This window comes from Nocardioides sp. NPDC101246, assembly GCF_044767415.1.
In the GTDB taxonomy this organism is placed as follows: Bacteria; Actinomycetota; Actinomycetes; order Propionibacteriales; family Nocardioidaceae; genus Nocardioides.
Window position 1 is genome coordinate 198273 of sequence record NZ_JBIWNX010000005.1, and the last position, 25478, is coordinate 223750.

The 25478-nt window shown below is 69.8% G+C and carries 24 protein-coding genes; 12 read left to right on the forward strand and 12 right to left on the reverse strand.

Annotated elements, in window-relative coordinates; genetic code table 11:
• Window positions 1-238: 238 nt before the first annotated feature.
• The gene (locus ACIRON_RS11000; protein WP_402992363.1) at window positions 239-1534 is read left to right on the forward strand and encodes a hypothetical protein; all 1296 of its coding nucleotides are present in this window, start codon (window positions 239-241) and stop codon (window positions 1532-1534) included.
• Here the strand turns inward: ACIRON_RS11000 and ACIRON_RS11005 are convergent.
• The 3 genes from ACIRON_RS11005 to ACIRON_RS11015 form a co-directional block, all read right to left on the reverse strand.
• A complete protein-coding gene (locus ACIRON_RS11005) occupies window positions 1476-1826 on the reverse strand; it encodes an arsenate reductase family protein (RefSeq protein ID WP_402992364.1) in 351 nt (116 codons plus the stop codon). The genes ACIRON_RS11000 and ACIRON_RS11005 overlap by 59 nt on opposite strands.
• Window positions 1827-1976: 150 nt before the next feature.
• The gene (locus ACIRON_RS11010) at window positions 1977-2855 is read right to left on the reverse strand and encodes an acyl-CoA thioesterase (RefSeq protein ID WP_402992365.1); all 879 of its coding nucleotides are present in this window, start codon (window positions 2853-2855) and stop codon (window positions 1977-1979) included.
• Window positions 2856-2870: 15 nt separating this feature from the next.
• The gene (locus ACIRON_RS11015) at window positions 2871-3830 is read right to left on the reverse strand and encodes a proteasome assembly chaperone family protein (RefSeq protein WP_402992366.1); all 960 of its coding nucleotides are present in this window, start codon (window positions 3828-3830) and stop codon (window positions 2871-2873) included.
• Window positions 3831-4139: 309 nt separating this feature from the next.
• Between ACIRON_RS11015 and ACIRON_RS11020 the strand changes: the two genes are divergently transcribed.
• Window positions 4140-5339 (forward strand): acetyl-CoA C-acyltransferase, encoded by a 1200-nt coding sequence (locus tag ACIRON_RS11020; protein ID WP_141804773.1) that lies wholly within the window; start codon window positions 4140-4142, stop codon window positions 5337-5339.
• The gene (locus ACIRON_RS11025; RefSeq protein WP_402992367.1) at window positions 5336-7429 is read left to right on the forward strand and encodes a 3-hydroxyacyl-CoA dehydrogenase NAD-binding domain-containing protein; all 2094 of its coding nucleotides are present in this window, start codon (window positions 5336-5338) and stop codon (window positions 7427-7429) included. The genes ACIRON_RS11020 and ACIRON_RS11025 overlap by 4 nt, the downstream gene beginning before the upstream one ends.
• Before the next feature lie 90 nt (window positions 7430-7519).
• On the opposite strand, the gene ACIRON_RS11030 is transcribed toward ACIRON_RS11025, so the two are convergent.
• The 4 genes from ACIRON_RS11030 to ACIRON_RS11045 all read right to left on the reverse strand — a co-directional run bounded on the left by ACIRON_RS11030 (window position 7520) and on the right by ACIRON_RS11045 (window position 10626).
• Entirely contained in the window at window positions 7520-7741 is a 222-nt protein-coding gene (locus tag ACIRON_RS11030) for a hypothetical protein (RefSeq protein ID WP_402992368.1), read from the reverse strand.
• A gap of 145 nt (window positions 7742-7886) precedes the next feature.
• Entirely contained in the window at window positions 7887-9785 is a 1899-nt protein-coding gene (gene dxs / locus ACIRON_RS11035; RefSeq protein ID WP_402992369.1) for a 1-deoxy-D-xylulose-5-phosphate synthase, read from the reverse strand.
• Between the two features lie 11 nt (window positions 9786-9796).
• Complete coding sequence (locus ACIRON_RS11040; protein WP_402992370.1) at window positions 9797-10249, reverse strand: NUDIX hydrolase; 453 nt, start codon at window positions 10247-10249, stop codon at window positions 9797-9799.
• 32 nt (window positions 10250-10281) lie between these two features.
• The gene (locus ACIRON_RS11045) at window positions 10282-10626 is read right to left on the reverse strand and encodes a type II toxin-antitoxin system PemK/MazF family toxin (protein ID WP_402992371.1); all 345 of its coding nucleotides are present in this window, start codon (window positions 10624-10626) and stop codon (window positions 10282-10284) included.
• 180 nt (window positions 10627-10806) lie between these two features.
• Here ACIRON_RS11045 and ACIRON_RS11050 point away from each other — a divergent pair, with 180 nt between their 5' ends.
• Window positions 10807-11016 carry a hypothetical protein gene (locus ACIRON_RS11050; RefSeq protein ID WP_091041458.1) on the forward strand — a complete coding sequence of 70 codons (210 nt, stop codon included), beginning with the start codon at window positions 10807-10809 and terminating at the stop codon, window positions 11014-11016.
• A gap of 10 nt (window positions 11017-11026) precedes the next feature.
• On the opposite strand, the gene ACIRON_RS11055 is transcribed toward ACIRON_RS11050, so the two are convergent.
• Complete coding sequence (locus ACIRON_RS11055) at window positions 11027-12256, reverse strand: PucR family transcriptional regulator (RefSeq protein ID WP_402992372.1); 1230 nt, start codon at window positions 12254-12256, stop codon at window positions 11027-11029.
• Window positions 12257-12405: 149 nt separating this feature from the next.
• On the opposite strand from ACIRON_RS11055, the gene ACIRON_RS11060 reads away from it, so the two are divergent.
• The 4 genes from ACIRON_RS11060 (at window position 12406) to ACIRON_RS11075 (ending at window position 18214) form a co-directional block, all read left to right on the forward strand.
• Window positions 12406-13725, forward strand: a complete 1320-nt coding sequence (locus ACIRON_RS11060; protein WP_402992373.1) for an MFS transporter — start codon at window positions 12406-12408, stop codon at window positions 13723-13725.
• A complete protein-coding gene (locus tag ACIRON_RS11065; protein ID WP_402992374.1) occupies window positions 13722-15212 on the forward strand; it encodes a long-chain fatty acid--CoA ligase in 1491 nt (496 codons plus the stop codon). The genes ACIRON_RS11060 and ACIRON_RS11065 overlap by 4 nt, the downstream gene beginning before the upstream one ends.
• Window positions 15213-15391: 179 nt before the next feature.
• On the forward strand, window positions 15392-17713 hold the full coding sequence (locus ACIRON_RS11070; RefSeq protein WP_402992375.1) for a molybdopterin cofactor-binding domain-containing protein: 2322 nt from the start codon (window positions 15392-15394) through the stop codon (window positions 17711-17713).
• A gap of 9 nt (window positions 17714-17722) precedes the next feature.
• The gene (locus ACIRON_RS11075) at window positions 17723-18214 is read left to right on the forward strand and encodes a (2Fe-2S)-binding protein (RefSeq protein ID WP_402992376.1); all 492 of its coding nucleotides are present in this window, start codon (window positions 17723-17725) and stop codon (window positions 18212-18214) included.
• A gap of 6 nt (window positions 18215-18220) precedes the next feature.
• On the opposite strand, the gene ACIRON_RS11080 is transcribed toward ACIRON_RS11075, so the two are convergent.
• Complete coding sequence (locus ACIRON_RS11080; RefSeq protein ID WP_402992377.1) at window positions 18221-18526, reverse strand: MTH1187 family thiamine-binding protein; 306 nt, start codon at window positions 18524-18526, stop codon at window positions 18221-18223.
• A gap of 88 nt (window positions 18527-18614) precedes the next feature.
• Between ACIRON_RS11080 and ACIRON_RS11085 the strand changes: the two genes are divergently transcribed.
• On the forward strand, window positions 18615-18842 hold the full coding sequence (locus ACIRON_RS11085; RefSeq protein ID WP_091041446.1) for a hypothetical protein: 228 nt from the start codon (window positions 18615-18617) through the stop codon (window positions 18840-18842).
• On the forward strand, window positions 18839-19525 hold the full coding sequence (locus ACIRON_RS11090) for a hypothetical protein (RefSeq protein ID WP_402992378.1): 687 nt from the start codon (window positions 18839-18841) through the stop codon (window positions 19523-19525). Before ACIRON_RS11085 ends, ACIRON_RS11090 begins: the two co-directional genes overlap by 4 nt.
• A gap of 100 nt (window positions 19526-19625) precedes the next feature.
• Here ACIRON_RS11090 and ACIRON_RS11095 read toward each other — a convergent pair whose 3' ends face one another.
• A complete protein-coding gene (locus tag ACIRON_RS11095) occupies window positions 19626-20663 on the reverse strand; it encodes a hypothetical protein (RefSeq protein ID WP_402992379.1) in 1038 nt (345 codons plus the stop codon).
• Between the two features lie 251 nt (window positions 20664-20914).
• Window positions 20915-23602: an aconitate hydratase AcnA gene (acnA, locus tag ACIRON_RS11100; RefSeq protein ID WP_402992380.1), complete on the reverse strand. Its 2688-nt coding sequence runs from the start codon at window positions 23600-23602 to the stop codon at window positions 20915-20917.
• Between the two features lie 254 nt (window positions 23603-23856).
• Between acnA and ACIRON_RS11105 the strand changes: the two genes are divergently transcribed.
• Window positions 23857-24228, forward strand: coding sequence for a hypothetical protein (locus ACIRON_RS11105; RefSeq protein WP_141804792.1), 372 nt, complete (start codon window positions 23857-23859; stop codon window positions 24226-24228).
• Window positions 24215-24646, forward strand: a complete 432-nt coding sequence (locus tag ACIRON_RS11110) for a hypothetical protein (protein WP_402992381.1) — start codon at window positions 24215-24217, stop codon at window positions 24644-24646. The genes ACIRON_RS11105 and ACIRON_RS11110 overlap by 14 nt, the downstream gene beginning before the upstream one ends.
• On the opposite strand, the gene ACIRON_RS11115 is transcribed toward ACIRON_RS11110, so the two are convergent.
• Entirely contained in the window at window positions 24643-25458 is an 816-nt protein-coding gene (locus ACIRON_RS11115) for an arylamine N-acetyltransferase (protein ID WP_402992382.1), read from the reverse strand. The genes ACIRON_RS11110 and ACIRON_RS11115 overlap by 4 nt on opposite strands.
• Between the last annotated feature and the right edge of the window lie 20 nt (window positions 25459-25478).

Genomic DNA, 25478 nt, shown 5'->3' on the forward strand with positions numbered 1-25478 from the left:
GCCTCTCCCCCCAACACACCACCCCCCCCCCCCCCCCCCCCCGACCCCCCCCCCCCCCCCCCCCCCCCCCCCCCGCCCCGCCCGCCCCCCCCCCCCCCCCCCCCCCCCCCCACGGGTGCTTTGGGCTGGTGTCGGGGTGCGCTACCGCGAGCGTCGACCAGGGTGTGCGATAGCGCGCCGCGCTGGCGATGGACGGGGGCCGGCTGCCCGTCGCACTCGGGGCCGATAGAACATCCGCATGCACGCTGACCCCCACCAGTCTGCAGGCGACCGGACGACCCTCCTGACCACGCTCGGCGAGCTCGATGTCACCGGCCCGATGGAGCCGGTGCTCGGCGGCCTCCCGGGCTCGTTGACGGCACAGGCGACGCTGTGGCTCTCGACCCGGCTGGCCGCCGCGGTCGGTTCCTATGTCGACGGGCTGGCCGACCTCGGCGCGCCCGTCTCGGAGGAGTCCGAGATCGGCCCGCGCCTGACCGAGAACGACTACCTCCCACCGACGGGTCCACCGGGCCTCGCCGAGGTCGGCGGCTGGTCGACCGCGGCCCTGACGCAGGCAGCCCGTCGCGTACGCGATGCCGCCGACACCGTCGAGTCACGCCTGCACGAGGTCCCGGATCTGCTCACCGCCGCCACGCCGGAGCAGAGAGATGCCGAGGTACGCAGCGGCGAGCTGCTCCTCAAGGCACTGCGCCATGCCCGCTGGGCGATGCACGACGGGGCCGCGAACCTGGATGCCGCGCTGGCCGAGCTCACCGAGGCGACCGCGCTCGCGGTGGCCGCCGGCCACCCGCTGCTCGACGACCCTGAGACCCACCCGGCGAGCATCGCCGCAGCCCTCGCCCGGGTCGCCCGGGCCGATGCCGCGACCGCCGCGGCGCTCCACGGCATCGAGTTCGCCGAGAGTCTGACCTCGCGGATCGCCGCCTACCTGGCCCGGGTCATGGCGACCCGCCAGGTCGTCGCCTCGCTCGGCGAGGAGGGCGCGGGGGCGCTCGCCGTCGGCAAGGTCGCCAAGAGCGCCGGCGGCGTGGTCGGCAAGGGCAGCGCGTACGTCCGCTTCCTGCGTACGACCCTGCTCGGGCTGACCCGGTCACGCTCGCTCGGCGCGCTGCGGCAGTTCGCCCGCGGGAGCGCCAACGGCGGGTTCCTACGGTTTCTCATCGGCGCCCGGCTGGCTCGCGGGGTCGGCTGGATCTTCCTGCCGCTGACGATCATCACCGGAGCGATCGATGCGGTGACCGGCGGCGGCGAGAGCGGCGTACGCGGCTGGGCCAACCGCCTCTTCGGACTCGCCGGCGCGGCCGGAGCGGCGGTGCTGCTGGTGACCCAGCTGCGCTGGACCGCGGCAGGCCCCGCGGCGCTCAGCCTCGCCGGCGCTGCGGTGCTCGCCTTCAGCCTCTGGTCGCTGGGCACGATGGCCTGGGACCACCGTGCCCGGATCGGGACCTTCCTGGGCGCCGTCGGGAGCCGGCTCAGAACAGCTCGCGGACCTTCTCGATCGGCCGGGCGAGCACACCGCGGTCGCCCTTGATCACGATCGGGCGCTGCAGCAGCGCGGGGTGCTTCACCATCAGCTCGACCAGCTCGTCCTCGGAGAGGTCGCGGTCGCCCAGGTCGAGCTCCTTGTAGACCGGCTCGCGCTTCCGCAGCACGTCGCGAGCGCTCAGGCCGGTCTTCGCCAGAATGTCCCTGACCTCCTCGGCCCGCAGGCCGAGCACGTGGTAGTCGACCTTCTCGAAGTCGATCCCCTCCTCCTTGAGGAGGACGAACAGGTTCCGACACGTCGTGCAGGTCGGCTTCTCGTACACGGTGATCTGATCCACGCCCGTCACCCTAGCCCGCCGGTCGGGTGCGCTATCGCGGCGGGCAACCAAGGTGTGCGATAGCGCGCTGCCCTACCACGGGCGCCACGGCGAGACAGATGCGCCGACTCGGCGCCGGAATCCGGGACAGACGCGCCGAGTCGGCGAGGGTCAGGCGCGCGGCGGGCGGATGAGGCCTTCCTGGGCGACGGTCGCCGCCAGCACCCCGTCGGCGGTGAAGACGCGGCCGATGGAGAGGCCACGGCCACCGAACGCCGAAGGGCTCTCCTGGTCGTAGAGCCACCACTCGTCGGCGCGGAAGGGGCGGTGGAACCAGATGGTGTGGTCCAAGGAGGCCATCTGGATGCCCTTGTGGTCCAGCGAGTGGGCGGCCAGGGAGGCACCCAGGAGGGAGATGTCGGAGGCCCAGGTGAAGGCGCCGCGCTGGGTGTCGGGGTCGTCGGGGAGCGAGGCGCCCAGGCGGATCCAGAGGCGCTGCTGCGAGGGGCGTGTCGGGTCGGGCTCGAGGCCGAGCAGCGAGTTGCCGACGGCGCGGATCTCGACCGCCTCCCACTCGCGCGCCAGCGAGACCGCCTCGGGACTGCCGGAATCGGCCATCATCTTGAGGAAGTCGATGCACTTCTCCGGCGGCGGCACCGACGGCATCGCGTCCTGGTGCTCGAAGCCGGTCTCCTCGCGCTGGAAGTTGGCGGTGAGGTAGTAGATGTCGCGCCCCTTCTGGCGCGCGCTCACCCGCCTGGTCTCGAAGGAGCGCCCGTCACGGATCCGCTCGACGTCGTAGACGATCGGGTAGGACGGGTCGCCCGGCAGCAGGAAGTAGGAGTGCATCGAGTGCACCGTGAACGCGGGGTCGGCCGACCGCACCGCGGCCATCAGCGCCTGGGCTGCCACCTGGCCGCCGTAGGCGCGGCCCCGCGAGTTGCGGGTCGTGGTGGCACCGTGGAAGAGGTCCTTGTCGATCTCGACCAGGTCGAGCACGCCTACCAGCTCGGCCACTGCCTGATCCGCCGCTACGGCGTCGGTCGTCATGTGAGTGAGTGTCTCTCAATCCTTCTCAGAGCTGTCATCGGGGTCGGGGCCGTTCAGCCCGGCCAGGAACTGCTCGAACTGCTCGCCGAGCTCGTCGCCGGTCGGCAGCGGCTCGTCGGGCGCCAGGAGCGAGCGTCCGGACTCCTCGCCGCGCTGGAAGGTGTCGTACTGCTGCTCGAGAGCGGCCACGACCTCCCGCACCTCGGCATTGTCCTCGATGTAGGAGGCGATCTCCTCCTCGCGGAGCTGGGCCTCAGCCTCCAGGTCGGAGACCGGGATCGTCAGCTTGGCCGCGCGCTCGAGCGCCTCGACGAGCACGACCGCCGCTGCCGGGTAGTCGCTCTGCGCCAGGTAGTGCGGCATGTGCACCACGAAGCCGCCGGCCGGGTGGCCCCACTCCCCCAGGCGTACCTCCACCAGGGCCTGGGCCGAGGCCGGGATCCGGATCTCGCCCTTCCAGGGGCTCTCCCAGACCTGGCCGGTGAGCTCCTGCGCCGGGTCGTTGGCGTGCCTGGTCGTGGTCAGCGGCCGGGTGTGCGGCACCGCCATCGGCACCGAGGCCAGCGCGATCACCTCGGTCACACCGAGGCGCTCGACGACCTCGCGTACGGCGCCGGCGAAGGCCTCCCAGCGGTTGTCCGGCTCAGGGCCGTGCAGCAGGAGGTAGGGGGTCTCGCCGGTGTCCTTGAGCAGCCGGACGACCAGCCGCGGCGCGTCGAAGGACTCGTAGTGGTCACTGACGAACGAGATCGCCGGGCGTCGGGCCCGGTAGTCGTGGAGCTCGTCGACGTCGAAGGTCGCCACCACCGGCGCTCGCCTCGAGGTCTGGATCAGATGGGCCGCGGCCCGCTCGGCGGCCTTGCCCGCGTCGAGGAAACCGTCCAGGACGACCACCAGCGGCAGCTGGTCCCCACCAGCAAGAATGATCTCCTCGGGCAGGTCGTCCACGATGTGCACCAGTCGTGATCCGGCCATCGGTGTCTCCTCCCGTTGCGTCAGGCCCTCGCGGACCTTGTCGTCGCCTGCCTCGCCAGGGATCTCGACCCTGGGGCTCAACCTTCTCAATACACGCTTCCACATGACGACAGCGCAGCATCCTGGACGCCCAGGTTATTCCCAAGCCGACGCGCGGAGACCAGCGGCCTCCGCTGCGAGAGGCGGTGTGACCTCCCCCTCGGTGCGGCCGTTGTTACTAGCGGGTAATGTAGGCGACGGGCACCACCCGTGCCCGCACCAACAGCGCCGCCCGGCGGCAACGACCGGCAACCCACATGGAGTGACACGGTGACCCGACAGCTGCGAGAAGTCGTCTTCGTCGACGGCGTACGCACACCTTTCGGCAAGGCCAAGGGCCAGTACGCCGAGACCCGCGCAGACGACCTGGTCGTCAAGCTCATCCGTGAGCTCACGCGCCGCAACCCCGAGCTTCCCCCCGAGCGGATCGACGAGGTCGCCATCGCCGCGACCACGCAGATCGGCGACCAGGGCCTCACGATCGGCCGCACCGCCGGCCTGCTCGCCGGGCTCCCGCAGTCCGTCCCGGGCTACGCGATCGACCGCATGTGCGCCGGCGCGATGACCGCCGTCACCACGACCGCCGGCGGCATCGCCTTCGGCGCCTACGACGTCGTCATCGCCGGCGGTGTCGAGCACATGGGCCGCCACCCGATGGGTGAGGGCGTCGACCCCAACCCGCGGATCATCTCCGAGAAGCTCGTCGACCCCTCCGCGCTCGTCATGGGCAACACCGCCGAGAACGTCCACGACCGCTACCCGGCGATCACCAAGGAGCGCACCGACGCGTTCGCCGTCCGCTCCCAGGAGCTGGCGGCCAAGGCGTACGCCGACGGCAAGATCCAGCCCGACCTGGTCCCCGTCGCCACCCGCTCGGCCGAGAACGGCTGGGGCCTGGCCACCACCGACGAGCCGATGCGTCCCGGCACCACCACCGAGGACCTGGCCAAGCTGAAGACCCCGTTCCGCCCGCACGGCCGCGTCACCGCGGGCAACGCGGCGGGCATCAACGACGGCGCGACCGCCTCGCTGCTGGCCTCCGAGGACGTCGCCCGCGAGCTCGGCCTGCCGATCAAGATGCGGCTGGTGTCGTACGCCTTCGCCGGCGTCGCCCCCGAGGTCATGGCCGTCGGCCCGATCCCCTCGACCGAGAAGGCGCTGGCCAAGGCCGGGCTCACCATCGACGACATCGAGGCCTTCGAGGTCAACGAGGCGTTCGCGATCCAGGTGCTCGCGTTCCTGGACCACTTCGGCATCGCCGAGGACGACGAGCGCGTGAACCCCTACGGAGGCGCGATCGCGTTCGGTCACCCGCTGGCCTCCTCCGGTGTGCGGCTGATGATCCAGCTCGCCCGCCAGTTCGAGGAGCGCCCCGAGGTCCGCTACGGCCTCACCACCATGTGCATCGGCCTGGGTATGGGCGGCACGGTCATCTGGGAGAACCCTCACTGGAACGGAGACGCCAAGTGACTGGCATCAACACCCTGCTCGCTGATGTCGAGAAGCTCTTCTCCGACGACGAGGTCGTGACCGCGGCCAAGCTGGCCAAGGTCACCCTGCCCTCCGGCAAGGTCCTCGGCCTGGTCACCCTCGACAACGGCCACGACCACACCCGTCCGAACACCTTCGGGCCCAAGTCGCTGGTCGAGCTCAACACGGCGTACGACACCGCTCTGGCCGACGACGAGATCGACGCGATCGCGGTGACCGGCAAGCCGTTCATCCTCGCCGCCGGCGCCGACCTGACCTCTCTGCAGGCCGGCGGCCCCGACGGGATCCGGACGATCGCCGAGCTCGGTCACGCGGTCTTCCGCAAGCTGGGCGACGGCGCCGACGGGGTCAAGAAGCCGTCGTTCGGCTTCATCAACGGGCTCGCGCTCGGTGGCGGCCTCGAGGTCGCGCTGCACGCCGACTACCGCACGATCCAGGACTCGGTGCCGGCCGTCGGCCTGCCCGAGGTCATGCTCGGCCTGATCCCGGGCTGGGGCGGTGGCTACCTGCTGCCGAACCTGATCGGGCCGGCCAGGGCTGCCAAGGTCTTCATCGAGAACCCGCTCAACAACGGCAAGGTGCTCAAGGGCACCGAGGCGTACGAGCTGGGCATCGCGGACGCGATGTTCGGCGGCGCCGACTACCTCGAGCAGTCGCTGCTGTGGGCCGACAAGGTGCTGACCGGTGACGTCACCGTCACCCGCGAGGAGATCGACCGGGGCGAGGGCTGGGACGAGGCGGCCAAGAACGCCGGCTTCTTCGCCTGGGCCAAGACCGGCGACGCCTCCCCTGCCGCCAAGAAGGCCGTCGAGCTGCTCACCCTGGCCAAGACGGCGACCCGCGAGGAGGGCTTCGCGGCCGAGGACGACGCCCTCGTGGCGATGTCGAAGACCCCGCAGCTGCTCGCCTCGCTCTACTCCTTCGACCTGGTGCAGAAGCGCGCCAAGCGTCCCGCCGGCGCCCCCGACAAGGCGCTCGCGCAGAAGGTCACCAAGGTCGGCATCATCGGTGCCGGGCTGATGGCCTCGCAGTTCGCTCTGCTCTTCGTCCAGCGCCTCAAGGTGCCGGTCGTCATGGTCGACCTCGACCAGGAGCGTGCCGACAAGGGTGTGGCGTACGTCCACGCCGAGCTCGACAAGAAGCTGGCCAAGGGCCGGGCGAGCCAGGACGCGACCAACCGCCTCAAGGCGCTCGTGACGGCCTCCGTCGACTACGCGGAGTCCTTCTCCGACGCCGACTTCATCATCGAGGCCGTCTTCGAGGAGATGGGCGTCAAGAAGACCGTCTTCGCCAACGCCGAGGCCGTCGCGCCGGAGACCGCGGTCTTCGCCACGAACACCTCGAGCCTCTCGATCACGGAGATGGCGGCCGACCTGAAGAACCCCGAGCGGGTCGTGGGCTTCCACTTCTTCAACCCGGTCGCGGTGATGCCGCTGCTCGAGATCATCCGCGGTGAGAAGACTTCCGACGCGGCCCTGGCCACGGCGTTCTCGGTCTCGAAGTCGCTGAAGAAGACCTCGATCCTGGTCAAGGACAGCCCGTCCTTCATCGTGAACCGGCTCCTGGGCCGCTTCATGGGCGAGGTCTCCAAGGTCGCCGACGAGGGCACCCCGGTCGACGTCGTCGAGTCCGCCTTCGCCGGGGTCGCGCCGATGGGCCCGTTCGCGCTGATCGGTCTGGTCGGTCCGGCGATCGCGTACCACAACAACGAGACCCTCGCGAAGGCCTTCCCGGACCGGTTCTACCTCTCCGAGAACCTCCACCGGGTCGTCGAGGCCAAGAAGAGCTCCTTCTTCGGTCCCGACGGGCGCACCCTCGATCCCGAGGTCGAGGCCCTGCTGGTCTCCGGCGACGTGGTCAAGACCGCCGAGGAGGCCCGCCAGCAGTCCCTGGAGGCGATCGCCGACGAGATCGGTCGGATGCTCGCGGAGGGCGTCGCCCAGGCCGCCGAGGACATCGACCTCGCGATGATCACCGGTGCCGGCTTCCAGTTCTGGAACGGCGGCATCACCCAGCTCCTCGACCGCGAGGGCATCTCCGAGAAGGTCACCGGCAAGAAGTTCCACTGACCGACGCAAGTCCGCCCCCGACCGATCTGATCGGTCGGGGGCGGTCCCATGCTGGGGCCGGGTCGGGCCCGGACGTACGTCAGCAGCGACTCAGGCCTTGTCGGTGGTCACCTTGCCGCCGCCGATCGCCGTCTCCGGCGTGCCCACGTTCTGCCGCGCGCGGGGCCGCTGCTGGCGTCCCGAGGCCTGCGCCGATCCGCGCCGGCCCTCGATCCTCTTGCGGATCTGTTCATCCGCCGCCCTGAGATCGAACGGCGCCGACATCTGCTCAGGTGACCAACGGAATTCGGCCACGAGGTCGTCATAGAGCATTGGATCCCCCGAGTGCTGTGTGGTGACATTACCGAGAGCCCTCGTCGCCCCCGACAGACCCCACTCTAAGCCCACATCAGCCGAACTTCGCCAGGGGCTCGACCAGAGAGACCGACTCCCCGAGTCAAAATTCGACGTCTCGGGGTCAGATACTGACGTCTCGGGGCAGGGGCGCGGGGGCCAGGGAGCCGAGGCGCTCGATGGTGTCGAGCGCGACCGCTTGGGGGGTCAGGCCGATGCCCTCCAGGATCTTGGGGCGCTTGGCGTGGTCGAGGAACTCCTGCGGGATGCCGTGGATCTTCACCGGCGTGCGTACCTCGGCAGCGGTCAGCGCCTGCAGGAAGGAGGCGCCCACGCCGCCCGCGACGCCGTTGTCCTCGATGGTGACGACCAGGCTGTGGTCGGCGGCCGCCTCGATGAGCGCCGGGTCGATCGGCTTGACCCAGCGCGGGTCGACGACGGTCACGCCGATGCCCTGGGCGGTGAGCCGCTCGGCGACGCCCACGGCGACCTCCGCCATGGAGCCGACCCCGAGGACCAGGACGTCCTTGGTGCCGTTGCGCACGAGTACGTCGGCCTCACCGAGCTTGGCGACGGTGGGGATGTCCTCGGGCGGCGGGCCCTTCGGGAAGCGTACGACGGTGGGCGCGTCGTCGACCCCGACGGCCTCGTCGAGGAGCTCGTTGAGGCGAGCGATGTCGCGCGGCGCGGCCAGGCGGAGACCCGGGACGACCTGGAGGAGCGACATGTCCCACATCCCGTTGTGGGAGGCGCCGTCGTCGCCGGTGACCCCGGAGCGGTCGAGGACGAACGTCACCCCTGCCCGGTGCAGGGCGCAGTCCATCAGCACCTGGTCGAAGGCGCGGTTGAGGAAGGTCGCGTAGACCGCGAAGACCGGGTGCAGGCCACCCATCGCCAGGCCGGCCGCCGAGGTGGCGGCATGCTGCTCGGCGATCCCGACGTCGAAGGTGCGCTCGGGGAACCTGGCCTGGAACGCGTCGAGTCCGACCGGGTGCATCATCGCCGCGGTGATCGCGACGATGTCCTGGCGGCTCTCCCCCAGCCGGATCATCGCGTCGGAGAAGTGGTCGGTCCAGATCCGGCCCTTGGGCTTCTCGGCTCCGGTCTGGACGTCGAAGGGACCCGGCGAGTGGAACTGGTCGGCCTCGTGGCGCTCGGCCGGGTCGTAGCCGTAGCCCTTGCGGGTGATCGCGTGCACGATCACCGGACCGCCGAAGCGCTTGGCCGAGGCCAGCGCCTGCTCGACGGCGTGCCGGTCGTGGCCGTCGACGGGGCCGACGTACTTCAGGCCGAGGTCCTCGAACAGGCCCTGGGGCGCGACCGCGTCCTTGAGCCCCTTCTTGACCGCGTGCAGCGCGTCGTAGGCCATCGAGCCGATCCCGGGCACCGCGTTGAGGCGGCGCTTGACCATGTCGAGGAGCACCTCGTAGCGGGGATTCGTACGCAGCGAGGTCAGCGCCGTCGCGAGGCCACCGATGGTCGGGGTGTAGGAGCGGCCGTTGTCGTTGACCACGATGACCAGCTTGGAGTCGTGCTGGATCGCGATGTTGTTGAGCGCCTCCCAGGCCATCCCACCGGTCAGCGCGCCGTCGCCGATCACGGCGACCACGTGGCGGTCCTCGCCGCGGATCGTGAAGGCCTTGGCCAGCCCGTCGGCGTAGGAGAGGGCGGTGGAGGCATGCGAGTTCTCGACCACGTCGTGGTCGGACTCGGCCTGGCTGGGGTAGCCGCTCATCCCGCCCTCGCGGCGCAGCGTGCCGAAGTCGCCGGCCCGTCCGGTGACGAGCTTGTGGACGTAGGACTGGTGGCCGGTGTCGAAGACGATCTTGTCGCGCGGGCTGTCGAAGACCCGGTGCATGGCCAGCGTCAGCTCGACCACGCCGAGGTTCGGCCCCAGGTGGCCGGTGTTGGTGGCCACGGTCCGGATCATCAGGTCCCGGATCTCGCTCGCGAGGAGCTCGAGCTGGTCGTCGGAGAGATCACGAAGATCCTGCGGCGCGGCGATGCGTTCGAGGAGACCCATAGGAGGGGATTCTACGTCTCCACCCTGAGCGCCCTCGACCCGGATAGGGCCGCGTGCCGGGGTGATCCGAGGAAGGGCGTCAGCCCGATCCGGGCCGAGTCGCTGAGGTCCAGGTCAGGCACTGTCGCGGGGTCGACGAAGACGATCTGTCGGCCCTCGTGGCAGACGATGTCGGCGTCGGTGAGGTCGATGCCCGCTGCGTACAGGTGGAGCTTGTCGTCGGTCCCGGTCTCGGGGTGGTGGACGTCGTGGACGCCGAGCAGCTGCAGGTCCTCAGGGCTGATCCGGACCTCGGTCTCCTCCTCGAGCTCGCGCACCGCGCCGGTCAGCGGGTCCTCCCCCGCCTCCAGGTGGCCGCCGCAGAAGGCCCACTTCTCCGGCGCGATCACGGGGCGCTCGTCACGTTCCTGGAGCAGCACCCAGCCACGACGGTCGACAAGGATCACAGCGGCGAACTCGGTCATGGGGTGCGAGCCTAGTACTCCGGCCCGGTCGATCAGCTGGCCGGACCGACCACGCCACCGAGACGGAGGGCGTCGTCGATCTCGTCGAGCTTCGCAGAGGTCAGGACACCTGCTCGTTCGATCAGGTCGTCCCGGGACAGGGTCGTCAGCCAGGTGCACGGCGTCGCGCCCGGGCGCGGCAGCGCGACCCGGAGCACACCTTCGAAGGGCAGTCCTTCGCTCGCGCCTACCGCCACCTCGACGCCCAGACCGGTGATGTCGACACCCGCCGGAGCGACGACCTGCATCACCTGGATCCCGGAGGCGTCCTCTCCCGAGAGCAGCACGACCGGCCGCCGCTCGTCGAACTCCACCCACCAGACTTCGCCACGTTGCACATGTCCTCCAGACCCACGTCGCAGCCTAGACCCTGCCGGTAGAACCGCGATTCACGGCTGGGGCACTAGTCGCTGCGCGGACGCACCGCTGCCCGCGGTCCCCTCCACCGCCGACCTGCCGACACTCTTGTGAAACGCAGGTTCCTTGACTGGACACAAGCCAAGGCAAAGACTGGCTCCATGGCACTGACCAAGAAGCAGAAGGCGATCCTGACCACCAGCGCGCTCGTGGCCCAGGCGGCAGTCGCTCCGGTGATCCTGCGTGACCTGCAGACGCGCTCCGACGACGAGATCCGCGGGCCGCGGACCCTGTGGCGGCTCTGGGGAAGCACCAATCTGCTCGGCGCGGCCGTCTACTGGTTCTACGGCCGCAAGCCGGCCTCCGCGTAGGGCCTGTCCCTCACGACACCCCGCGAGGCTTGGTGAGGAGCCGGATCGCGAAGATCAGCTCCTCCACGTCGGCGAACCGGCGCAGGTCGCAGCCGGTGCGCTCGGCGATCCGCTCGAGCCGGTAGTAGGCGGTGTTGACGTGCATGTGCAGCCGCTCGGCGGCGAGCTTGGCGTTGAGGTCGCTGGCGACGTAGGCGAGCATCGTCTCGATCATCGCCCCGTCGCGCGCGAGGTCGTCGGCGACGAACTGACGCAGCTCGGGGCGGATCAGCCGACGCACCGTCGGGTCCTCGCGCAGCACCAGGTAGTCGACCGTCGAGAGCATGGGCAGGGCCACCACACCCGGCTCCCCCGCCAGGGAGTCCCGGGCGATCCCCGCCTCGGCGTACGCCGCCGGGGCCGACGCCCACCCCGGGTGGACCGTGCTGACACCGACCGCCAGGTCGATGCCCTGACGGGCGAGCTGGCGGTGCACCCGGCGCAGGTCGGGCACCAGCGCCTGCACGTCGTCGGTGGCCACCGGCAGGATCCCGATCATCTGCTCCTGCTGGATCACCGCGACGCCCTCCTGGGCCGGGCCGAGCTCGGTGCGGATGATCCGGAGCGCCTCGCGCAGACTCTGGCCGACACGTAGCGGGCGCACCGGGACCGCGATGATCACGGCCACCCGTCCGTCGCGCTCGAGCCCGCACGAGCGGGCGACCTCGAGCCGGGGCCCCGCAGGGACCTCGCGTCCGGCCAGGAGATCCTCGACGAGGTCCCGCCGGATCCGGTCGCCTTCGGCGAGCTCGAGCTGCTGGGTGTTCAGGTAGGCCTCGGCGGCGACCGTGCTGCCCACCTCGATCACCTGCATCACGTGCGCGGCCGCGGCCAGCGCCGCCTGACTGGTCTCCGGGTCGGGGGCGGCGATCTCGACGATGCGCTCCCACAACGCGACCTGACCGAGACGGAACGCCTGCAGGAAGTCAGCCAGCGCGACGCCCTGGCGCACCCGGTTGGCCGCCTGGTCAGCGCTCAGGTGGAAGTCCTCACGGACCGCGTCGCGCCCCTCCTCGAGGGTGATGAGCACCGCCCGGAAGACCGCCTCGGCATGGCTGGCGACATCGCTGCGCAGGTTGGGGTCGGGGCTGGCCGCGTAGGCCGGCACCTGCTCCCAGGTGCGCGTCAGGAAGACCTCGACGGTCCCCGGCAGGCCGTCTCGGACACCGGAGACGATGCGCCTGATCGAATCGGTGCTCACCTGGATCCCCTCGTCCGAGGTTGTGGGCCGACCACAACGAGGTCTGTGGCTCGTTCTCGTGGCGTCGAGGCCGGTCGCGGCCGCACAGTGATGCCTGTCACACCCGACATCCTGCCGCACCAGGGCAGGACGGACGCAGAGGCAGGCATATGAGCACAACGACCCAGACCCCGTCGATGTCACGGATCGCGATGGCATCGCTGGTCGGCACGACCATCGAGTTCTACGACTTCCTGATCTACGGCTACGCCGCCGCGCTGGTCTTCGCACCACTCTTCTTCCCCTCGCTCGGCACCTCCGCCGGCACCTGGGCATCCGTCGCGACCTTCGGTGTCGCCTTCGTCTTCCGCCCGCTGGGCGCCGTGGTGTTCGGGCACTTCGGCGACCGGCTGGGCCGCAAGCGCACCCTGGTGACGACGCTGCTCATGATGGGCGGAGCGACCTTCGCGATCGGCCTGATCCCGACGGCCGCCGCGATCGGCGCGGCGGCACCGCTGCTGCTGGTGCTCCTGCGGGCGACGCAGGGCACCGCCCTCGGCGGTGAGTGGGCAGGCGCGGCGCTGCTCACCTCCGAGTACGCGGCGGAGGGCAAGCGCGGGCGCTACAGCCTGTTCCCGCAACTCGGCCCCGGCCTCGGTGTGATCCTCGCCAGCGGGACCTTCCTGCTCACGATCCAGGTGATCGGCCTGGCGGCCTTCCAGCAGTGGGCCTGGCGGGTGCCGTTCCTGGTCAGCATCGTGCTCATCGCGCTCGGCCTCTGGGTCCGGCTCAACATCGCCGAGACGCCGTCGTTCTCGAAGGTCACCGCCGCCCGGACCAAGGTGTCCTTCCCGTTCGCCGCCGCGCTGCGCGACCAGTGGAGGCAGATCCTGCTCGGCGGCGGAATGCTGGCGATGACGTTCGGCGCCTTCTACCTCGCCGTGGTCTTCCTCGGCGGCATCGCCACCAGGCCGCCCGAGGAGAACGGGCTCGGTCTCACCCTCAACCAGATGCTGAGGGCCAACATGGTGGCGGGCCTCGTCCTCTGCCTCGCGGTGATCGGGTCCGCACTGCTCTCCGACCGGGTCGGGCGACGAGCCGTGCTGATGAGCGGGACGGTCTTCGGCCTGGTCGCCGGCCCGGTGGCGTTCGCGATCCTGACGCCCGGTGACGCCGGCTCCTTCACCCTGGCGATGGCGGTCCTGATGATCGCGATCGGCATCCCCTACGGGCCGGCCGCGGCGTACCTTCCTGAGCTCTTCCGGGCGGAGTACCGCTACACCGGGGCCGGGATGGCCTACAACCTGGCCGGGATCATCGGCGGCGCGCTGCCGCTCGTGATCGGCGGTGCGCTGCTGGAGCGCTGGGGCACCAGCGGCCTCGCCGGCTTCGTGACGGTCCTGGCCGTGCTCAGCACCGCGTGCCTCCTCGCCCTGCGCGAGACCCGCGGCCAGGTCCTCGACGCCGAACCCGCAGGAGTCCTCCGGTGAACCTCGCCCACCACCTGATCGAGGCGGCACAGCGGCATCCGGACCGTCCGGCCGTACGCCTCGACGACGACGTCCTCGACTACACCGCCCTCCTGGCGCAGGCCTCGGCGGTCGCCCGATGGCTGCGCGCCGAAGGCCTGGAGCCAGGCGACCGGGTCGGCCTGGTCCTGCCCAACGTCCCGGCCTGGCCGGTGCACTTCTACGGGGCGCTCCTCGCCGGCGGCGTCGTGGTGCCGATGAACCCGCTGCTCAAGGCAAGGGAGATCGAGTTCTACCTCGAGGACTCCGGCGCCCGCTTCCTGTTCGTCGGCGAAGAGCTGAAGGACGAGGCGTACGCCGCGGCGGCTTCCCACGGGGTGAGGGCCGTCACCGTCGCCCCCGGGACCACCCACCTCCCGGCAGCGGAGACGACGAGCCGGCCCGTGCCACGTCATCCCTCCGACACGGCGGTGATCCTCTACACCTCCGGCACCACCGGCCGCCCGAAGGGCGCCGAGCTGACCCACGACAACCTCGGCGGCAACGCCGCACTCACCCGCGACACGCTCGTCGAGATCGGGCCCGAGGACGTGGTGATGGGGTGTCTGCCGCTCTTCCACGTCTTCGGCCTCACCTGCGGCCTGAACGCCGCCGTCCAGGCGGGCGCCTGCCTGACCCTCATCCCCCGCTTCGACGCCGCCGCCGCGCTCGAGGTGATCGGCCGGGACAGGGTCACCGTCTTCGAGGGCGTCCCGACGATGTACGCCGGCATGCTCCACGCCGCCGACGGCGGTTCCTACGACGTGTCCAGCCTGCGCACCTGCATCTGCGGCGGGGCACCGCTGCCGGTCGAGCTGCTCCACGAGTTCGAAGAGACCTTCGGCTGCACGATCCTCGAGGGCTACGGCCTCTCCGAGAGCTCGCCGGTGGCCTGCTTCAACCACCCGCACATCGAGCGCAAGGCGGGATCGATCGGGGTCCCGGTGCGCGAGGTGCAGCTCAGGCTGGTCGCCGACGACGGCAGCGAGACCGCCCCGGGCGAGGTCGGCGAGATCCTCATCAAGGGTCCCAACGTGATGAAGGGCTACTGGCAGCTGCCCGAGGTGACCTCCGAGACGATCGTCGACGGCTGGCTGAGGACCGGCGACCTCGGCCGGTGCGACGAGGGCGGCTACTACTACGTCGTCGACCGGAAGAAGTCGCTGATCATCCGCGGCGGCTACAACGTCTACCCGCGCGAGATCGAGGAGGTCGTCTACGAGCACCCGGCGGTGCTCGAGGCCGCCGTGATCGGCGTTCCGCACGCCGATCTGGGCGAGGAGGTGGCCGCCGCGGTCGCGCTCAGAGCCGGAGCGACGGCCTCGGCGCAGGAGATCCGCACCTTCGTGAAGGAGCGGGTCGCGGCGTACAAGTACCCGCGTCACGTCTGGATCATGCCCGAGCTGCCCAAGGGCCCGACCGGCAAGATCCTGCGCCGCGAGATCGATCCGCCGACCGTCCTGAACTGATACCGAAACCAGATACCCAGGCCGGCATCCGGACCCATTTATAGCCCGTCACCAGGTGATTTATAGCGAAGTCACACATTTCCCGACGCGCCCTTCCCAAACGCGCCACGGCTGCTGAATGGTGCTATGTGTCGTGGGTCACAAATATCTCGGCCTGCCCAACCAGGAGTGAGCACACCATGGAGAACCACCCCACTGAGGGCCCGTCTCGGGTCTCCAGACGTTCGTTCGTCGGATACGTCATCGGCGGCGCGACCCTGATCGCCGCCGCCGACCTGGGCCTGGCACCGTCCGCGGCCCACGCGGTGCCGATCCCGTCGGTGCCCCAGGTCCCCGAGCTCTACGACCTCAACGACTTCTTGAGCCACTGCGCGATGCCGACCTCGAACCTGATCGCGATCGAGGTCGACGAGAAGGGGCACGCCCACTTCGCGCTGCCGCGGATGGAGGTCGGCCAGGGCATCACCACCGCGATGTCCATGCTGATCGCCGAGGAGCTCGACCTCCCGGTCGACCACGTGCACGTCACGCTGGCACCGGCCCGCCCCGAGCTGCTCTTCAACCAGCTGACCGGCGGCTCCAACACGATCATCTCGATGTACACACCGGTCCGCGTCGCCGCCGCCATCGCCCGCAAGGCGCTGCTCGAGGCGGCCGCGATCCTGCTCGGTGGCACGGTGGCGCAGCTGGTCTCCAAGGGTGGCGTGATCAGTGCCCCGGACGGGTCCTCGGTGACCTACGGCGAGGCCGCCGCGAAGGCGGCGAAGCCGACGACCGAGAAGGTCGAGGTCGAGCTGAAGGAGACCTCCGAGCACGCCGTCGTCGGGAAGCCTCACCGGCGCGTCGACGCGCGCGAGGCGGTGACCGGCAAGAAGAAGTTCGCGATGGACCTCGACGTCCCCGACGCGCTGCCCACGATGGTCTGCCGCGCCCCCGAGCTCAACGGCACCGCCGTCGAGATCAAGAACAAGGGCGACGTCGAGACGATGCCCGGCGTCACCCACGTCGCGATCATCCCCACCGGCGTGGCGGTCCGGGCCAAGACGTTCGGACAATGCATCGACGCCGTTCGCGCCCTGGACATCACCTGGAACTCCGGCACCGTGACCACGATGTCGGCCAAGGACATCCGCGCCGAGCTCAAGGCCGGACAGATCCCGCTCGCGGTGCCGAAGATCGGCGCCACCTCGGTCGAGGGCGAGTTCACCTTCCACTTCCGCAGCGGTTCGGCCCTCGAGCCCAACTGCGCCGTCGCCGACGTACGCGACGGGAAGGCCACCATCTGGGGCGGGCTCAAGTCGCCGATCACCGCCCAGGAGAAGATCGCGGCCGCTCTCGGCCTGCTGCCGACCGACGTGAAGGTCAACGTCGTCCAGGGCGGTGGCTCCTTCGGGCGCAAGCTGTTCTTCGACGCGGCTCTCGAGGCGGCCCACGCGTCGAAGGCGTTCGGAGCGCCGGTCAAGCTGATGTGGCACCGGGCCGACGAGCCGCGCCAGGGCCGGGTGCACCCGATGGCGGTCTCCCGGGTCAGGGCGACGGTGCTGGCCGGCAGCGTGCTCACCTTCGAGCAGCGCCACGCCAGCGTGGCCACCGACTTCACCCACGGTCTCGGGGAACGGCTGACGGCGGAGGCGGCGGCGCTGCCGACCGGTCTGTCGAACCTGACCTTCTCGGAGTCGATCTTCCTGCTCGCCACCGAGATGCCCTACAACTTCGGGGTCGTCACCCAGCTGCTCAACGAGCCCAAGCCGGCCGTCGACCGGTTCAACACCAGCTCGGTGCGCAACATCTACTCCCCCGACGTCGCCACCGCCAGCGAGCTGATGGTCGACCAGCTCGCCAAGAAGCTGAAGCAGGACCCGGTCGCGTTCCGGCGCAGGTATCTCAAGAGCGATGTCGTCAAGCGGGTGCTCGACCGCGCCGCCGAGCTCGGCGACTGGGGTCGTTCGATGCCCGCCGGCACGGCCCAGGGCATCGCCATCCACAAGGAGTACAAGGGCGCCACCGCGGTCCTCGTCGAGATCGACTGCCGTCCCGAGACGGTCAACCGCGAGGTGCGCGACGCAGTCACCGGACCTCGGATCACCAAGGCTCTCGTGGTCGCCGACGTCGGCCTGGTCATCAACCCGGCCGGAGTGAAGGCCCAGATGATGGGCGGCTTCTCCGACGGGATGTGCCAGGCGCTGACCTACAGCAACCACCTGGTCGAGGGTCAGTTCCTGGAGGCCAGCTGGGACAACTCGGCCTACACCAGGCAGTGGAACACGCCGTTCGAGTTCGAGTGCGAGGTGATCGAGTCGCACGGCAGCCAGCCGGGCGGTGTCGGCGAGGCCGGCGTGGCCGCCTCGATGGCGGCCGTCGCCTGTGCCTACGCCCGCGCCACCGGTGAGATGCCCACGGAGTTCCCGATCAACTTCCACGAGCCGCTCCACTTCGAGCCCAAGTCCTTCATCCCATCCGTCCCCGAGTCGCCGACCGACGGCCTCGCCTACACGTTCTGAGGTCCTGCGATGCCTTCTCACACCTTCCAGCTCAACGGCGAGACCGTCACCGTCGACGTCGAGGACGACGTCCGCATCCTGTGGGTCCTGCGCGACGTCCTCGGGGTCACCGGCCCGAAGTACGGCTGCGGCATCAACGTCTGCAAGGCCTGCACCTCGCACATCAACGGCAAGGCGTTCAACCCGTGCTCGGTGAAGGTCGCCGACATCGGCGCCGACGACGAGATCACCACCATCGAGGGGCTCGCCGACACCGCTCCGGGCGACGGCCTGCACCCGATGCAGGAGGCCTGGCTCGAGCACGACGTCGCCCAGTGCGGCTACTGCCAGCCCGGCCAGATCATGACCGCGGTCGCCCTCGTCAACAAGGTCCGCAAGGAGGGCCGCGCCATCACCGAGGCGGACCTCGACACGATCCGCAACGTGTGCCGCTGCGGGACGTACTCCCGGATCCGGGAGGCCATCAAGACCGGACAGGATGCGATGGCCCGCGGTCTCTAGCCTCGGTCAGTCTCCGGAGAGCTTCTGCTCGATCCGCTCGACCTTCGCGGTGAGCTGGCCGGTGTATCCGGGCCGGATGTCGGCCTTGAGCACCAGCCCGACCCGCGGGGAGACGGCGGCGACCGCGTCCACGCACTGCTTGATGACACCCATGACCTCGTCCCACTCCCCTTCCAGGTTGGTGAACATGGCATTGGTCTCGTTGGGCAGTCCGGAGTCGCGGACGATACGGATCGCCTCCGCGACGGAGGCGGCCACCGAACCATCGGGGTCGTCGGTGGTCGTCGGGGCGATCGAGAAGGCGACGAGCATGTCGACACCGTATCCAAACGTGTCCAGCGGCCGCATATAGTGGCGCCGCCGGGGGCCGAATGTGCCACAGCCGGCGGGAAGGAAGTCGATGAGTGAGGGACTCGACCGGCTCGCTGCCACGCTGCGTGTGCCGGCGACGCGGCTCGCGCCGCTGGAGGCGTACGACGACCAGCAGCTGGGCCGGTTCGACGATCTGGTCCAGGGCGCGATGACCGCGGAGGACAAGGCGTTCGACGCCTCTCTCGACGAGGCCCTGAAGCTGGTGCCGAAGATGCTGCGCGGAGTCGTCCAGAAGATGCTCGGAGGTAGTCGATGACCGCCCTGACCAGCTCGCTGGAGATCACCAAGCTCGCCCACGAGATGCACGTGGACGAGTCCGAGCTCGCCTTCCTCGCCACCACCTCCCCCGACGACCTCCGCGACCTGCGCGGGATCGTCTCGCACGCGATGTTCAGCCGTCACGAGTCCCGGGTGAAGGGGCTCGCCGCGGTCAGCAGGAAGCTCCCTGCGGCCGTCACCGCGAAGATCACCGAGATCGCGATGGGCCCCATGCTCAGCGCCCGGGTCGCGGCGGTCATGGACCCGGCCGACGCCGCGAAGCTGGCCGGCCACCTGAAGCCGGAGTTCCTCGCCGACCTCTCGGTCCATCTCGACCCGAGCCGGGTCGAGGGCATCATCGCCAAGCTGGACAGTGCTCTGGTCGTCGAGGTCGGTCGCCGGCTGCTCGCCCAGGGTCATCTGATGGCGCTGGCCCGCTTCACCGGCGTGGTCAGCCCGGAGACCTCGCTCGAGGTCGTCGACGGCGCCTCGGGCGCCCAGATCCTCCAGCTCGCACTCTTCATCGACGAACCCTCCGTGGTCGACCCGATCCTCGCCGGCCTCCCCGACGAGACCGTCGCCGAGATCGCCGCCGCGACGGCCGATCACGGCGAGGCCGCCGACGCCCTCCTCGCCGCGCTCCACGAGGACAGCCGCGCCAGGATCGCCTCCCTGACCTGAGCCGAGACGTCACCCCCGTCGGCCGAGACGTCACTCCCGTCGCTCGACCGGGCATGGCCGTGCCGTCTCGACCGACGTACGTCACGCCTCGGCGGGCTCTTCAGTTCGCGCCCGCGCGACTTCTCCGCGCCGCGGCGGCGAGCAGCGCCGTACCGACCAGCAGGATCGTGGCCAGTGACAGGCCCGCCGCGGCGAAAGGACCGTGGAACCACCCGGAGGCGCGCGGGGCGGGGCGAGGTACGGGTGGGACCGAGAGAAGATCGCCGGCGAAGCTGATCGGGTCCGCAGACGTGTCGTCGATCTTGGTCAGGACCTTCCGCCGGCCAGTCTCGATCTCGGTGGCCACCAGACGCCGGGGCGCATCGTCCGCGGTCTGTGTCAGCGCGACCACCGAGCCCTCGTCACGCCAGCCCACGACCGCCACATAGTCCTCCGGACCAGGTACCCGCCGACTCTCCTCGCCCAGTCTGTTGTCCCACGACGAGACCAGGAGCGGCCCGCGGTCGTGTCGGACACGTACGGCTCTGGTCGACGTGCCGTCGATAGCGACCCGATCAACGCTCCGCAGCGGCAACTGCGCACCGCTCAAAGGTCGCGGCAGACCGTCGCGGGGCACGGGCGCGGGACGACGTACGTCCCAGACCCGGACAGGCGCAGCCCGCAGGTCATCGGTGCGCGGCCGCAGGGACTCGAAGGGTCCGATGACGAGCCGATCGGAGTCGATCCATGCCACGCTCATCCCAGGCGTGATCGGCAGCCGCACAACCTCGCCCGTCACCGTGTCGTAGACCCCGAGAGCATTGGCGTCGTCGCACATCCATGGCACCCATGGCCGGGACACCGGGCTGATCCAGAACGCCATCCGCCGTCCGTCCGGCGAGAGCTCGACGAAGCCGCAGCGATAGGTGTCCGGCTCCATCGGGATGTCGAGGAACGCGTACGTTCCAGTCTCCGCGGAGACGCCCACGACTGCCCGCTCGTAGAGCGGCCGGAGGAGTGGGATGCCGCCGATCATCCGCCCCCTGCCGGCGGTCCAGGCGACCGCGAGGGGTCCGATCGGCCCCACCTCGTCCGTTCCGGGCAGGTCGCGGTCGACGTCATGGAGCCGGGTCGGAAGTGCTCCACCCGGCGGCGCCACGGGATCATCCCCACCAGGCGTCGCACAGGCCGCCATCAGAGCCAAGGCGGCTACGAGGCACAGCGCCACAGACGTACGAATCGGAGACCGCACTCTTCACAACCCCTTCGTCCGGCCCGATTCCGGTCAGCTCGACAAATTCGGCTCAGACTGCCAGGGCGCACGCCACGTCAGGGCACCTTCTGCTCACGATTCGGCAACGGCCCGTCGTCTCCCGGGGGAGACGACGGGCCGTAGGTGACCGCGAAGGATCAGGCGTTGACCAGGCTGCGCAGGACGTACTGCAGGATGCCGCCGTTGCGGTAGTAGTTGGCCTCACCGGGGGTGTCGATGCGGACGACCGCGTCGAACTCGACACCGGTGTCGGTGGTGACCTTGACCGTCTTGGGGGTGACACCCTCGTTGAGCGCGGTGATGCCGGAGATCGAGAAGGTCTCCTCACCGGTCAGGCCGAGGCTGTCGGCGTTCTGGCCCGCGGGGAACTGCAGCGGGATGACGCCCATGCCGATGAGGTTGGAGCGGTGGATGCGCTCGAACGACTCGGTGATGACGGCCTTGACGCCGAGCAGCGAGGTGCCCTTGGCGGCCCAGTCGCGCGAGGAGCCGGAACCGTACTCCTTGCCGCCGAGGACGACCAGCGGGGTGCCGGCCGCGGCGTAGTTCTGCGCCGCGTCGTAGATGAAGCTGACCGGAGCGTCGGGCTGGGTGAAGTCGCGGGTGTAACCACCCTCGGTGCCCGGGGCGACCTGGTTCTTGATCCGGATGTTGGCGAAGGTGCCGCGGATCATGATCTCGTGGTTGCCTCGGCGCGAGCCGTAGGAGTTGAAGTCACGCTGCTCGACACCGTGCTCGATGAGGTACTTGCCGGCGGGCGAGTCCTTCTTGATGTTGCCCGCGGGGCTGATGTGGTCGGTGGTGACCGAGTCGCCCAGCTTCAGCAGCACGCGAGCACCCTCGATGTCGGTGACCGGCGAGGGAGCCTTGGCCATGCCGTCGAAGTAGGGAGCCTTGCGGACGTAGGTCGACTCCTCGTCCCAGGTGAAGGTGTCACCGGTCGGGGTCGGCAGGTTCTGCCAGCGCTCGTCGCCCGCGAAGACGTCGGCGTAGTCCTTGGTGAACATGTCGGAGTCGATCGCGGTGGCGATGGTCGCCTCGACCTCGGCCGGCGAGGGCCAGATGTCCTTGAGGAAGACGTCGTTGCCGTCGTGGTCCTTGCCGAGGGAGTCCTCGAGAAGGTTGACGTTCATGTTGCCGGCCAGGGCGTACGCGATGACCAGCGGCGGCGAGGCGAGGTAGTTCATCTTCACGTCGGGGTTGATACGACCCTCGAAGTTGCGGTTGCCGGAGAGCACCGAGACGACGGCGAGGTCGTTGTCGTTCACCGCGGCGGAGACCTCGGGGATGATCGGGCCCGAGTTGCCGATGCAGGTCACGCAGCCGTAGCCGACGAGGTTGAAGCCGACCTTCTCCAGGTAGGGGGTCAGGCCCGACTTGTCGTAGTAGTTCGTGACGACCTTGGAGCCCGGCGCGAGGGTGGTCTTGACCCACGGCTTGCGGGTCAGGCCCTTCTCGACGGCCTTCTTCGCCAGCAGCGCGGCGCCGATCATGACCGAGGGGTTGGAGGTGTTGGTGCAGGAGGTGATCGAGGCGATCGTGACCGCGCCGTTCTCCAGCTCGAACTCGGTGCCGTCGGCCAGCTTGACCGGGACCTTCGCGTCCTGCTTGGTGGTGTAGGTCGGCAGGTGACCCTCGAAGGAGGTCTTGGCGTCGGTGAGCTGCACGCGGTCCTGCGGGCGCTTCGGGCCGGCGATCGAGGGGACGATCGTGGAGAGGTCGAGCTCGAGCGTCTCGGAGTAGCGCGGCTCGGCGTCCGGGTCGTGCCAGAGGCCCTGCTCCTTGGAGTACTTCTCCACCAGGGCCAACTGCTCCTCGGAGCGGCCGGTGAGCTTGAGGTAGTTGAGCGTCTCCTCGTCGACCGGGAAGATCGCGATGGTGGAGCCGAACTCGGGGCTCATGTTGCCGATCGTGGCGCGGTTGGCCAGCGGCAGCGCGGTCACGCCGGCGCCGTAGAACTCGACGAACTTGCCGACCACACCGTGCTTGCGCAGCATCTCGGTGATGGTGAGCACCAGGTCGGTGGCGGTCGAGCCCTCGGGCAGGTCGCCGTGGAGCTTGAAGCCGACCACGCGCGGGATCAGCATGGAGACCGGCTGGCCGAGCAGCGCGGCCTCGGCCTCGATGCCGCCGACGCCGAAGCCGAGGACGCCCAGGCCGTTGACCATGGTGGTGTGGGAGTCGGTGCCGACGCAGGTGTCGGGGTAGGCCTGCAGCTCGCCGTCGACCTCACGGGTGAAGACGGTGCGGGCCAGGTGCTCGATGTTGACCTGGTGGACGATGCCGGTGCCCGGCGGGACGACCTTGAAGTCCTCGAACGCGGTCTGGCCCCAGCGCAGGAACTGGTAGCGCTCGCGGTTGCGCTCGTACTCGATCTCGACGTTGCGCTCGAAGGCCTCGGGAGTGCCGAAGACCTCGGCGATCACGGAGTGGTCGATGACCATCTCGGCGGGCGAGAGCGGGTTGATCTTGGTCGGGTCGCCGCCGAGATCGGCCGCGGCCTCACGCAGGGTCGCCAGGTCGACGATGCAGGGCACGCCGGTGAAGTCCTGCATGATCACGCGCGCCGGCGTGTACTGGATCTCCTTGTCGGGCTCGGCGGTCTCGTCCCAGCCCGCCAGCGCCTTGATGTCGTCGGCGGTGATGTTCGCGCCGTCCTCGGTGCGCAGGAGGTTCTCCAGCAGCACCTTCAGCGAGAAGGGCAGCGACGCGACGTCGAGGCCCTCACCCTTGACCGCATCCAGGCGGAAGATCTCGTAGGACTTACCGTCCACGTCCAGGGTGCTCTTGGCACCGAAGCTGTCCTTGCTGGCCAACGCGTTCATCTCCTTGCTCGCGTCCACAGTGACGTACGAATTCAAGTCTTTGAGGCCCATCCTGCCCCGGCGACGTACGCCGGGAAAACAAAGGCTCACCTAACCTTTTACGACGGGCGAGCCCGTCGATCTCTTGATATCAAGATACATGATGTCGAACGACATTTCGAATCGGCCCGGCGCGCCGCGTTGTGACCACCGCCGCTGACAGCGATCCTCGGATGCTCCATGATTGGCCCGACCCCGATGAACTGAGGAGAGCCTTGAGCACCCTGATCGCCGTCGTGGCGCTGGTGATCGCCGTGGCCGCCGCCGCAGTCGCCTGGCGCCTGCGGCGCGCCAACAAGGCGCTGCGTGCCGAGACCATCGGACTGCTGTGGCGGCTGGAGCAGGCCGACATCTCCGCTCCGCGCACCGCCTACGCCGAGCTCCCGCCCGAGGACAGGCTGCTGAGCATCCGCATCCTCAACCCGCTCGAGCTCGCCTCGGCGCAGACGAAGGCGGCCACGATGCTGCACAAGGTGCGGCCGGCGCTGCTCTCCAAGATGGTCTACGACCAGGCCGCCGAGTCGCTGCGCGAGCGGCTGGCCGACGAGGGCGTGGTGGCGGAGGTCAAGGTCCATGCTGGTCGCTAGCCTCGCGCTTCTCGGCGCTCTCGGCTGCGCCGTCGTCGTAGGCCTCGCCTTCGCGGAGCAGCGTCGCCTGGAGCAGGCGCTGGAGGACGTACGTCTCGCGGATCTGAAGGCGCGCACGTCCCGCGCCGAGGCCGCGCGCGCCGCAGACTGGCTCGGCCCGATCACCGACCCGATCACGGCACCGTTCGCGGAGGCGACCCGGTCTGTGGCCGGCGCACTGGCTCGGGTGGTTCCCTACTCCGGCCGGCGTGCGCCGCGCGTGCTCAACGCGATGCCGGCCACCACGACCGGCGAGCTGCTCGGCACGCTCGGCCCGCACCTGGACGAGGCCGTCCTGGACCGCCGGCAGCTGATCACCGACCTCTCCGAGGACCCGACGATCGCGATGCGGATCGTCGTCGACGACACCGTGCGCTAGAGGGTCTCGAGGCGCTCGCGCAAACGGTCCCGCTCGTCGTCGGTCAGCGGCACCGCGAGCTCCTCGACGTAGGCCATCACCTCGTCGAGCCCGATCTCGCGGTGCTCGGTCTCCTCGCCCTCGCGGCGGATGGTGACGGTGTTGTGGGTGAGGCTGAGGTGTCGGTCCTCCAGGAGCCGGGTCGTGATCAGCCGGTGACGGAAGTGCACCGTCGGGTAGGTGCTGGTGAAGTGATGGCCGATCGCGACGTCACTGGGCACCACCAGCGCCTCGTCGTGGGTGTGCATCAGCTCCCAGCCGTCGTCCTTGGCCCGCTCCAGGGCCCAGCCGTGCTCGCCCCATCGCACCCGGTGGGTGATGCCCCGGACCTCGTCGACCGCGCCGTCGACCAGCGGGATCGGGCGCCACACGCTCAGCCCGAACCCGGGATCGGCCAGCAGCCGCTCTCCGTCCAGCTCGACCACGACCACCAGATGCGTACGTCCCGCCGCGGTCGGGTCGGCACCCACCCGCGCGAGCCGCCGCTCGACGGCGAAACCCAGCCGGTCCAGCACCGCCGCGAACAGCGTCCCGTGCTCGAAGCAGTAGCCGCCTCTCCCCCGGCCCACGAACTTCTGCTGCACCTCGGGCAGGCCGACACCCGGATGCTGGTCGAGCAGCACGTCGATGTTGTCGAAGGTGAAGGCGCGCAGGTGGGCGTCGTAGATCTCCTCCAGTGCCTCCCGCGACGGGCCGGGCGGCTCGCTCACCCCGATCCGCTCCAGATACGCCGTCAGGTCCAGCCGGTCGGTCCCCCACAGGTCATCGCTCACGGGAGCATCTCAACGCCGAT

What these genes read in the sequence shown, in the direction of transcription:
- ACIRON_RS11000 (WP_402992363.1), top strand. Translation starts at nt 239, where the DNA reads ATGCACGCTGACCCCCACCAGTCTGCAGGCGACCGGACGACCCTCCTG.
- dxs (WP_402992369.1), bottom strand. Translation starts at nt 9,785, where the DNA reads ATGGGTCTCCTCGAACGCATCGCCGCGCCGCAGGATCTTCGTGATCTC.
- ACIRON_RS11090 (WP_402992378.1), top strand. Translation starts at nt 18,839, where the DNA reads ATGACCGCCCTGACCAGCTCGCTGGAGATCACCAAGCTCGCCCACGAG.
- ACIRON_RS11110 (WP_402992381.1), top strand. Translation starts at nt 24,215, where the DNA reads ATGCTGGTCGCTAGCCTCGCGCTTCTCGGCGCTCTCGGCTGCGCCGTC.
- ACIRON_RS11030 (WP_402992368.1), bottom strand. Translation starts at nt 7,741, where the DNA reads ATGCTCTATGACGACCTCGTGGCCGAATTCCGTTGGTCACCTGAGCAG.
- ACIRON_RS11010 (WP_402992365.1), bottom strand. Translation starts at nt 2,855, where the DNA reads ATGACGACCGACGCCGTAGCGGCGGATCAGGCAGTGGCCGAGCTGGTA.
- ACIRON_RS11070 (WP_402992375.1), top strand. Translation starts at nt 15,392, where the DNA reads ATGGAGAACCACCCCACTGAGGGCCCGTCTCGGGTCTCCAGACGTTCG.
- ACIRON_RS11015 (WP_402992366.1), bottom strand. Translation starts at nt 3,830, where the DNA reads ATGGCCGGATCACGACTGGTGCACATCGTGGACGACCTGCCCGAGGAG.
- ACIRON_RS11060 (WP_402992373.1), top strand. Translation starts at nt 12,406, where the DNA reads ATGAGCACAACGACCCAGACCCCGTCGATGTCACGGATCGCGATGGCA.
- ACIRON_RS11050 (WP_091041458.1), top strand. Translation starts at nt 10,807, where the DNA reads ATGGCACTGACCAAGAAGCAGAAGGCGATCCTGACCACCAGCGCGCTC.
- ACIRON_RS11040 (WP_402992370.1), bottom strand. Translation starts at nt 10,249, where the DNA reads ATGACCGAGTTCGCCGCTGTGATCCTTGTCGACCGTCGTGGCTGGGTG.
- ACIRON_RS11085 (WP_091041446.1), top strand. Translation starts at nt 18,615, where the DNA reads ATGAGTGAGGGACTCGACCGGCTCGCTGCCACGCTGCGTGTGCCGGCG.
- ACIRON_RS11075 (WP_402992376.1), top strand. Translation starts at nt 17,723, where the DNA reads ATGCCTTCTCACACCTTCCAGCTCAACGGCGAGACCGTCACCGTCGAC.
- acnA (WP_402992380.1), bottom strand. Translation starts at nt 23,602, where the DNA reads ATGAACGCGTTGGCCAGCAAGGACAGCTTCGGTGCCAAGAGCACCCTG.
- ACIRON_RS11080 (WP_402992377.1), bottom strand. Translation starts at nt 18,526, where the DNA reads ATGCTCGTCGCCTTCTCGATCGCCCCGACGACCACCGACGACCCCGAT.